Raw genomic sequence first — 9,601 nt, 5'->3', positions numbered from 1 at the left:
GACTCAACCGCCGAGCGCCTGAACTGTCTTCTCATCGGGCCGACGGGCACGGGCAAGTCGCTCTGCGTCTTTGAGGCGATGGAGCGGCTTCTCCGTCCGAGGAGGCTCTTCGTCATCGAGGGGCATTCATCGCTCAAGGAGTTCGACCTCCTGGGCGGCTATGTTCCCGACGGTGCCGGCAGTTTCTACTGGCGGGACGGCGTGGTTACGCAGGCCCTCCGCGAGGACGGGTCCGTGCTGTTCATCGATGAAGCCAACCGGATGCCGGCGCGCGTTCTAAACGTGCTGCTCGGTGTCATCAGCCGGCGGGCGGTCGTGTTGACCGAGCACGGCTCCGAGGAGGTCCTGGCCAGCGACGACTTCTGTGTCGTCATGGCCTCGAACCTGGGCAAGGGCTATCACGTGGAGAGCTACGACGCGGCGCTGATATCGCGCTTCCCCGTCGTCCTGGAGTTTCGATATCTGCCTCCTCGTGATGAGGAGCAACTGCTGCGAGAGAGAACCGGCATAGGCAAAGAGGAAGCGCGCGTCATGGTGAAGGTTGCCAATGAGACGAGGCGTCTCAAGCGCAGCCACGAGCTGTCAGGGTGCATCGACCTGCGCGGACTCATCGCCTGGGCCGGCAAATTCAAAACGAGGAAGGAGGAAGACCTGCTGGTCCGCCTGAAGGCGTCGGCCGGCATAACCATCATGTACGGCGTTTGTGGGACCGATAGCGAGGGGTACGTGAGGGAGGACGTCACGGACGTTGTCCTTTCCCTCATCGAGGCCCACACACCGAAGTAGCACCAAGCTACCAGGGCCACCGGAGAGGATTCGCTCCATCCGGTGGCCTTTTTCTATCCGAAAGGAGGGAGAACAACATGGCTCTGAGGTGGTGGCAGTGGCGCAACATCCAGGAGAAGCTGCGTCTCTACGGGCGCGCCCTCCAGGGTCCCATGCCCTATCGAATCGAGTTCGCCGACGAACCAAACCTGACGGGGCTGACGGACTTCAGCCGGCGCTTGGTGCGGGTGAACCCGGAGATGATACCCGGGCTCAAGGCAAGGCAAGCTTACGACATCACCAAGGCTGTTCTCTGCCATGAGGCAGGCCACCGGCGGTTCACCACTCCCGTGAAGCTGCCCCCGGTCGTCCACATGGTCTCCAACATCCTGGAAGACCAGCGGATCGAGAGCCTGATGATGGAGGAGTTCGCGGGGACGAGGACGCTGATTCGCAGCCTTACAAAGAGGCTCTTCGAGCTCAGCCCTGACCTCGAAGCCGGTGACGACCCCGGCCAGGTCGTTGCCGCCGCCCTGCAGTACCGCTGGGCTTACCGGCTGGATGCGTCCTTGAAGGGGGAGTTGTCGGCCATCAATCAGGAACGTTGGGAGAGAGTGAAACCGCTGGTGGAGGCCGCCTGGGTGGCTGATTCCAGCCTTGAGGTGGACCGATACGCGGAGAGGATCGTGGAGATTCTCGATCTCAAGGGGCACCACATACCGCTGTGGGTCATCGAGGAGTTGGATCGATGCGAGGGCGACCGCGGCCGTGGCGATCACGCCGAGAGGCGCACGCCGGTAGCACCTGAGCCGTTCGACGGAGACGGTGAACATTACCCGCGCACTGAGGCCTTCGACGGCGAGTTGGTGCCGGAGGGTCACCGTGCCGGGGACGGCAGGTTCTCGATCGACCCCAAGCCGTACATTGAGCTGGAGGAGAGGGCGATGCCTCTGGCGCAGGAGCTCATCGAAGAGCTTTCTCTGACAGAGGTGCCGGACGAGCTGGAACCGGTCGCGGTTGGCGGCCGACTCTCCGTGCGGCAGTACCTGCGGGAGCGGGAGCAGCCCTTCCTTGCGCTGTCAGAAGAGCCCACCAAACCGCCGACAATCGCGCTGCGGGTTATCATCGACCACTCGACGAGCATGAACTACGGCGGCGGTGGGAGAATGCGAATCGAGAGTGTTGCTGAGGGCGCGATGATGCTCCACCTGGCCTGCGAGGCCCTGGGAATTGAGCATCAGGTCGCCGTCACCCCACAGCAGACTGTTCTCGCGGAAAACGGCTCCGGAGAGAGAGGCAAGGCGCTGATCGCCGGCATGGTGCCCGCGAAGGCCGGCTGGGAGGATATCGCCGTCGCCATAAGGCGGCACAGCGAAGGCCTTCTGCAGTCACCCGCCGCTGTACGGCTGATAGTCGTCCTGCATGATGGGTACCCCAACGATGGCGAGGAAGCGAAGCGGCTTTGCCTTATGCTGAGGGGGAAGGTTGACGTGATCGGGATCCTGCTCGACCCGGATGATGCGACGAAGCAGGCCATGTCAGAGATCTTTGGTCAGGACAGGCTTATTGCCTGCGAGTCCAAAGAGTTGCCGAAGAAGCTTGCGGCGATGCTGAGGTCGATCAGGGGAATCTAGTGTACGGGGGGACTTCCATCTTGGCGTCCCCCCTTTCTTTGGTGCGAGCCCTCTGGGTTGGATCTTAGTTTTCGACCTGTTGGATGACCTTGCCGAACAGGGGTCTGCTTATCTCCTGCGCCCTCGGCTCAACGAATGTCTCCCTGTCAATTGCACCTGGCGCCGATGTGACACGGACAACGTTCAGTGGTAACTTGGTCGCCGGGCTCTGCGAAATGGAAGACGGCAAGAACGGAGGAGACAGGAATGCTTGAGGACGGTGGGCGGAATAGCCTCTCCGCCGAAGATGCATGTCATCAGATTCATTCTGTGCTGGCACGTCTCCCGCTTCTGGCATCCCCGGCAGATGTGCCGTTCGGCGATGGACTCTACTTCTTCTACGAGAACGGGGAGACGAGCGGACATGCACCGGGCGGGCGGGTAGTACGGGTGGGGAACCACCCCTGCAGCGATGGGTCCCTCCGCAAGCGTCTGGCGCAGCACTTCTCCGGCCGAAAGAATGGCAGCGTGTTTCGCAAGTACCTCGGTGGCGCTCTTCTGAGGCGGCGGGACCCTGACTGTCCTTGCCTTGCCCCCGCGCCCGGCAAGGGTCATTGGGAGCTCCAAAACGCCAAGACATGCCCCGAGTGCCAGCAACTGGAGGCGGATGTCTCGGCGCTGCTGCGAATGTCGTTCCGGTTTCGCTGCGTGATGGTCGAAGACCGGCGAGAACGGAATGAGTTAGAGGATCTTCTTATCGCTACCCTGGTCGCGTGCCCGGTATGTCGGCCATCCACCTCTTGGCTAGGGCATTTCGCCTACAGCGAGAAGGTGGCATCGTCAGGACTTTGGAATAGCCAGGGAGTGGGAGGTCCAGCCATGAACCGCGATCAGCTAGAGCGCTTTCAGAATCTGGCCCGAGCCTCTCGAGAGAAGTTCTAGGCCAGGGAGGGATACTATGAAAGGCACCTTGATATTCAGCAGTTGCACCGCCGCTAAAAATGATTCCGTCGCCGTTGGCGCGAAACGAACTGAGCCTGAAGACTACATCAGTGACCCCTCGCTACTTCGAGAGCTTCGCAGAACGAGAGAGGTCATATTGTCGAAGCCAGAAGCGAAACTGGGCACTTCTGAAACCTATGCCTTTGACCTCTACGTTCAAACCGGACGTGCATACGGCGGAATATATCAGCAATTCTATGCTCCATTGAGGCAAGTCCTGCTGGAGGAAACCAAACCAATAAGATGGTTCTTTCTCTCCGGCGGGTACGGAATTTTGGCCGCCTCGGAGTCGGCTCGCTGCTATCAGGCCACGTTTAGCTATCAAATCGCCAGACAAAACAGAATACCCTACACGGGCAGACTGTGGCAGCCATCGTTGAGGCGGATATGCGAACACATCGTCCAGCGCCACCCTGACTGGGCGGTTTACGCATTTGGCAGTCGAGACTACACGGAGTTTCTCAAACAATCGCGCCTGCCACCCGAGGCGAAGATCATCGAGAGTACGGGGAGCGCCGGCCCAACCCGCCTGTCGCCCGTGATAGCGGCGTTTACAGAGGCGCTGCTACACGAAAACCTGCCGGCTTTCGACAAGCACTACCCGAACCAGTTCACCAAACTACTCCGCTAGCGTCGGGATCATAGGCCATGAGACTGGTGCGCAACACGACGGACACAATAGACGATTACATCGAGGAAATGCTGCATGAATTGGAGCAGCCCGATGACCTCCCCGTCGCCGTCAAAGTCAAGAACTCCTGGAAGAGGCGGGACTTTCATGGAACCTTCTACCCGGACGCAAGCTCGCGTTTTCTCATATCGCCAAAAGGAGTGAAATACGTCCTCGGTGCCAACGACAAGGGGTACGAATACAGGGATCTCATTACCTTGCACGTCCCACCATTTCCATGGCCAATGCTGCTGGATACGAACGAGAAGATCATACTGAAGCGCCCGATGCGCGAGAGCTGGGGAATCGGGGTGCCGAACCGTTTCATCGGTCTCAAGCTAATCGCGGCCCATGAAGTGCAGCACGCCCGACTCCAGGAGAAGCTTCACCGCCAGAGCGAGATCTTCTGCGCGTTCGTGATGATCGAGTTGGCCCGTAAGCTGAACCTCAGGATTGCCCCTTGGGAGGAAATCTTGAGGGAGGCAGAACAGCTAGAAGAGCGTGAATGGGCTTGCATCTGTCGCGACGCTCCAGTCCCATCTTAGTGTCAGCGCCTGAGCCAGCGCGCCGGACGGGCTGTGCTATGATTGCCGAGGAGGATGTGACGTGGGTGTGCTACTTTGGCTCTCTCTGGTGATATTGCTGTTTGGCCTGGCCGCGGTCGTAGCATACGTCAGCCTCAGACTCATGATAAGCGCCCTATTCGGGAAGTGAGCGACGAGGCGATAGGTCGGTCGGCGACCCTTAGTGTGGCCCCTTGAATCTGTTTCAGGTGGTGGGGCGTACGGCTGCCGGCGATACTCGCGTCAGCCTTGCAGCAACTGGAGGAAAAGGTCGGCCGTCACCGGTTTTATGCCCAGGAATTCGCCGACGCCCAGGACATCCTTATCCTCGCTGACGATAAACAGGGCCCGGCCCTCGAGGGCGCACTCGAAGAACTTGTCGTCGTTAGGGTCGCGGCACACGGACAGCTTCTCGGCGGGCTCGACGACCTCCGCGCGCTCCAGGATGGCGAGGACCTGCGCGAGGGGAGCTGGCTCAGCCATCTGAGGAAAGCGCCGGCGAAGGCTCGGCCGGTAGAGGACAGAGATGATCTCCCTGATGATATCGGGCGAGAGGACGAGGACGTAGCGGTCGGAAAGTTCGAAAAGAAGGCGCCCCCATTTCCCGTGTGGGTTGATGAGGGCGCGCACGAAGACGACCGTGTCGAGGACGACTCTCATTCCTTCGTCTCCCTCGCCTCCCTTAGCGCCTCGTCAATCGCCTCGTTGACCTCGTCCTCCGAGCGGCCTTTGAGGCTCTCCCTGACCGGCGCGAACGCCTTGTATAGATCACGGGCCCAGGGCGAGCCTTTGCTCTTTGGGGTCACCTTCACTGGCTCGACCTCCAGCCTATCGCCGGCGACCGTGATCGAGAGCATGTCGTCCTCATCCAGCCCGATCGCCTCCCTCAATTCCTTGGGGATGGTGATCTGGCCGTGTCTGAGCTGCTTGACTACCTTTCGCATGACCGCCTACCTCCTGTCGCTCGTCGCTTCGTTCAATGATGATATCACACGATAACACATCCAGTCAAATACATCATTGACAGGGGCTCCTCAAACTGCTAATCTAACTTTACAATATGACTCGAATCATAGCCGTCGCGAATCAGAAGGGAGGCGTCGGCAAAACAACAACGGTACTGAACCTCGGCTCCGCCCTTCAAAAGGAGGGCAAAAGGGTGTTGCTCGTGGACCTCGATCCGCAGGCTGCCCTCTCCGCTAGTCTCGCCCCTCCCCAGGCCAAACCTTCGAATACCGTCTATCAAGTCCTGCTGTCTCAGGCGCCTCTCGGCCAGGCGATCCGTCCCGGCGACAACGGGCCCGACCTCGTTCCGGCCGACCTTGACCTCGCTGCCGCCGAGCTTGAACTAAGCGCTGAGATGGGGCGTGAACGGATTCTGGCGGACGCTCTGGCTCCCGTCTCGCAACGATACGACTTCATTCTCATCGACTGCCCGCCTTCGCTGGGTCTTCTCACTGTGAACGCTCTGGTGGCGGCAGGCGAGGTTCTCATCCCGCTCCAGTGCGAGTACATGGCGATGCGGGGACTGGGCTCTCTGCTCCGCACGATTGAGAAAGTGAAGGCGAAGCTGAACCCGGCACTGGCTGTGGCGGGCATCCTGATCACTATGTACAACGGCAGGACGCTCCACGGCCAGGAGGTGATGGACGAGGTGCGCAGGGCCTTCGGCGAGAAGGTCCTCAAGTCGGTTGTGAAGGCGAGCGTTCGCTTCAAGGAAGCGCCGGCGGCCGGCCTCTCCATCATCGACTATTCCCCCTCGCATGAGGGGGCGCGGGCATACCAGGCGCTCGCCAGGGAGCTTACAGGATGACCAGTCGTTTTTCAATCAAAGGGCGCGGCGCCGACATCTTCTTTGGGGATCAGTCTCAGTCATCCTCGGGCCAGGCAACCGACCCCAAGCTAGAACCAGACGTCGAGCCCCGACCTGACTTTCGACAGGAAGAACCCGACGGAGTTGTGTCAGAGCGCGAACGGGGTGTCTTTCCAGACAGCAAGACTGCAAGACAGACAGCAATACTCAAAGACAAACAGCAGGCCAGCTTTCCCGCGACCGAGCCGGGATGGTCGATAGGCTTGGACGAGGCGGCCCTCCGAGAGTTGCGGTCGCTCCTTAAACGCGAGCACCGGATCCACAACACCTTCCGCTACAGCCAGGAGGAGCTGGAGGCTGTCCGCGACATCGTCTACGAGATGGAGGTGCGCTGGGGGAAGAAGCTCACCCGCAACGACGTGATGCGGGCGGCGCTGGACCTAATAATCGAGGACTTCCGGGCAAGACAGCAAGAAAGCTTTCTTGCCCGGCTCTTCGAGGAGGAGGACTGATGGGGCTGATTCGGGGTGAGGCAGTCTCCACGTTCAGCTTCGTTCCCAAGTTGGAGATCAGTGTTAGGGAGCTCTTTGCCCAGGAGGCCGCCCGTCTCGGCTACCGCATCGTCGAGAGCAGAGCGTCTTTCCCCGACTACGTGCTCGAACGGGGCGGCAAGAAGCTGTTCGCCGAGGCCGAGTTTAGGAGTTCGGACTTTCTCCGCCACCACCACGACTTCTCCCGCTGCGATCTTTTGGTCGTCTGGGAGCACGACCTGCCTTACCTTCCGGTGCCGGTGCTTGAGCTGAAGTCGTTTGCCGTTCACCGCGTGAGGCGATCGGGTAATCGCCTCCATCGACGAGTACGACGATAGGTCATTGGCGGCGGTCCCTTTTGGAGTCGTTCTGGCGCCCTACAAAGGCCTTTTTCGACCGTTCTCTCAACGCGCGTAGGAAATGGACGAGACGAGGACGAGGCGCGGCTGGTACAGGCGGGGATGCACACCTGCGGCGTCGGACAGCGAACATACTGAAGGCAGAGGACTGCGGGGAGGAGTCGAACCCTTGCGGCTATTGCTGAGTCAATTCGAGCAGATGCCGATTCTGGTCCTGAAGCGCAATAACGGCAGCCGCCATAACTGGATTGTCACCGCAGTCTTGTTGCCCCAACTGAGCAATCATATTGGATGGGTCTGGGGGCATGTGACCAATTTGACGGCATTTGAGGACGAATGCGTCGAGGAACGCCAGCAGGTTGAGGGAGTAGCGCCAAGCATAGAGGGGATGATCTGGATAACGACCGGCAACGTTGAATGCTTCAAGATGGCGGCAAAGCTCGAGAAATTCCTCATCGTCGAAGGGCGCGCCTACGCAGTTGGCCAGCTTCACCAATCTGTGATGCCTCGGTGCGTCCCTTCCGGTTGCTAGCAGAATCGCCTTCAAGTACTTCTCAATAGTCTGTCCGGCCATGTAGAGAGCCGCTGGATGAACTACGCGGCTTGACAACATCAGAATTCGGCAAGAGAGGTAGGATATGTCAGCATGAACAATCATATCCAGCGACGTTAGAGCTCCAGGATCTGAGGGTGCAGTTATGAGGACATCCTTGTGTCTCAGACGAATCGGAGAATGCACTGGTGGATCACCTGGCAGACGCCAAGGGTAGTAGGGCAACGTCGTTGGTACTTCCATGGCTGCGATTATAGTGCCTTCGAGGAAAGCGAGCGACTAACCGAGGCGCTTGGCGGGCACATCTGCCCGAGAGCGCCGGCGAGGGGAAGGGCTCGATGTTTACCTTCACGTTGCTTCGAGGTCCGGCCGCCCAGATCAGACCGAAATCCCGAAGAAGAACAATCCGGCTCCGTATGTAGGGTTTAGAGCTGCAGAGGTGATGGTAACGATGGGCAAGGTGAAAAGCTCTCCTGGCTCGCTATCAGCGCCCCACAAGCACCCTTCCGCGGCCGTTTCGTCGTCCGTTAGAACTCCCAGGCAACCGCCATAGTCTGGTGCCGGGCGCGACCGGTTTACTCCCTACCCGCTCCGTTGGAAGAGCCATGTTGTCCATTGGACTGAAGAGACGATGCTTCTCCTTCACCTGGCTGGCAACCAGATTGACGTAGATTCGGGTCACTTCGAGTGTGGAGTGACCGAGAATCCGTTGTAGCGAGAAGACGTCTCCTCCAGCCATCAGGTAGTGGACGGCGAACGTATGCCGCAGAAGGTGGACGTGTAAGCGCGGTATGTCTGCGCGGGCCTTCGCCCTGCGGATCATCAGTTGGATCGCTCGGACCGTGAGCGGCCTGCCGTCGACGGTAAGGAAGAAGCGTTCGTCGTCGACGGGCGGGCGGAAGTGGTCGCGGTATCGCCGGAGGGCACGCGTCGCTCGCGCACCAACTGGAACTAGCCGCTCTCGATTTCCCTTTCCGAGGACCTTGAGCTGGCCCATCTGCAGATCGGCGTCGGGTAAAACTAGATTACACAACTCACTGCAGCGCAGGCCTGTGTCCAGAAACGTCAGGACGATGGCGTAATCACGAGCGCCCAGGGTGCTGTTGCGATCAAATCCCTTCAGCAGACGCTCGATCTCGTCCTGGGTCAGCCACTCCGGCTCCGTCTGCCGGGCCTTCGGCAGCCGGTAGCGTCCCAGAATGTTGGTGTCGGTGTAGCCCTCATTCCACAACCAGGACGAAAACGCCTTTAGGGTTCGGACATACCCCCGGATCGTGTGTCCGGAGAGCTTCTCAGCTTGCGTGGGAACAAAGGTGTTGCGTTCGTACTTGTTCTCCCTTTCCTGCTGATAGAGAACGAATTGCCTTACTCGCTCGACGCTGAAGCCGCCGAGGTCCGTCGGGTATTCCTTTTCCCGCAACCATCGCAGCAGGTCGTTGAGCTTGTCATTATACCAGCTGATGGTAGACGGGGACTTGCCCTCGCTCCGGTTGTACAGGGCGTAATTGGCGAAGAGCGTCTCCAGGGGCACGGTCGACTTGTCCATTTCCTCCCACCGCTGAGTCTTTCTGGGCTTCATGCTGCGGCCTCCTTTCGCGTTTGGCTATTGCCAGGCGGTCAAGGAGACTACCGGACTCGTTTCAAACCGCTGTTTTTGAAAACTTCGAGTCCGGTGCTCAGGTTGGTGGGTCAAAAAGACGAAGACCGCCCCGAGAGGCGGATTTTGAATCTAA

Annotated in this window: 11 protein-coding genes; 7 read left to right on the top strand and 4 right to left on the bottom strand. The window is 59.6% G+C overall.

Annotated elements, in window-relative coordinates:
• From QME71_11055 to QME71_11040, 4 genes are all read left to right on the top strand, one after another.
• Window positions 1-786, top strand: a 786-nt coding sequence (locus QME71_11055) for an AAA family ATPase (GenBank protein MDI6858837.1), incomplete at its 5' end; no start/stop codon positions are given.
• A gap of 77 nt (window positions 787-863) precedes the next feature.
• On the top strand, window positions 864-2,399 hold the full coding sequence (locus QME71_11050) for a hypothetical protein (protein ID MDI6858836.1): 1,536 nt from the start codon (window positions 864-866) through the stop codon (window positions 2,397-2,399).
• Window positions 2,400-3,336: 937 nt separating this feature from the next.
• Window positions 3,337-4,011, top strand: a complete 675-nt coding sequence (locus QME71_11045; protein MDI6858835.1) for a hypothetical protein — start codon at window positions 3,337-3,339, stop codon at window positions 4,009-4,011.
• A 17-nt stretch (window positions 4,012-4,028) separates the two neighbouring features.
• On the top strand, window positions 4,029-4,595 hold the full coding sequence (locus QME71_11040) for a hypothetical protein (GenBank protein MDI6858834.1): 567 nt from the start codon (window positions 4,029-4,031) through the stop codon (window positions 4,593-4,595).
• 261 nt (window positions 4,596-4,856) lie between these two features.
• On the opposite strand, the gene QME71_11035 is transcribed toward QME71_11040, so the two are convergent.
• Window positions 4,857-5,273, bottom strand: coding sequence for a putative toxin-antitoxin system toxin component, PIN family (locus QME71_11035; GenBank protein MDI6858833.1), 417 nt, complete (start codon window positions 5,271-5,273; stop codon window positions 4,857-4,859).
• The gene (locus QME71_11030; GenBank protein ID MDI6858832.1) at window positions 5,270-5,557 is read right to left on the bottom strand and encodes an AbrB/MazE/SpoVT family DNA-binding domain-containing protein; all 288 of its coding nucleotides are present in this window, start codon (window positions 5,555-5,557) and stop codon (window positions 5,270-5,272) included. Before QME71_11030 ends, QME71_11035 begins: the two co-directional genes overlap by 4 nt.
• A gap of 116 nt (window positions 5,558-5,673) precedes the next feature.
• Here QME71_11030 and QME71_11025 point away from each other — a divergent pair, with 116 nt between their 5' ends.
• The 3 genes from QME71_11025 (at window position 5,674) to QME71_11015 (ending at window position 7,294) form a co-directional block, all read left to right on the top strand.
• Window positions 5,674-6,426, top strand: coding sequence for a ParA family protein (locus tag QME71_11025; GenBank protein ID MDI6858831.1), 753 nt, complete (start codon window positions 5,674-5,676; stop codon window positions 6,424-6,426).
• A 146-nt stretch (window positions 6,427-6,572) separates the two neighbouring features.
• Entirely contained in the window at window positions 6,573-6,938 is a 366-nt protein-coding gene (locus QME71_11020) for a hypothetical protein (protein MDI6858830.1), read from the top strand.
• Entirely contained in the window at window positions 6,938-7,294 is a 357-nt protein-coding gene (locus QME71_11015; GenBank protein ID MDI6858829.1) for a hypothetical protein, read from the top strand. Before QME71_11020 ends, QME71_11015 begins: the two co-directional genes overlap by 1 nt.
• Window positions 7,295-7,490: 196 nt before the next feature.
• On the opposite strand, the gene QME71_11010 is transcribed toward QME71_11015, so the two are convergent.
• Window positions 7,491-7,928 carry a HEPN domain-containing protein gene (locus QME71_11010; protein MDI6858828.1) on the bottom strand — a complete coding sequence of 146 codons (438 nt, stop codon included), beginning with the start codon at window positions 7,926-7,928 and terminating at the stop codon, window positions 7,491-7,493.
• A 424-nt stretch (window positions 7,929-8,352) separates the two neighbouring features.
• Window positions 8,353-9,447 carry a tyrosine-type recombinase/integrase gene (locus QME71_11005; GenBank protein ID MDI6858827.1) on the bottom strand — a complete coding sequence of 365 codons (1,095 nt, stop codon included), beginning with the start codon at window positions 9,445-9,447 and terminating at the stop codon, window positions 8,353-8,355.
• Window positions 9,448-9,601: the final 154 nt, after the last annotated feature.

It is taken from the genome of Dehalococcoidia bacterium (assembly GCA_030018455.1).
Classification (GTDB): Bacteria; Chloroflexota; Dehalococcoidia; order DSTF01; family JALHUB01; genus JASEFU01.
This window is presented reverse-complemented; position numbering and strand designations above follow the sequence as displayed.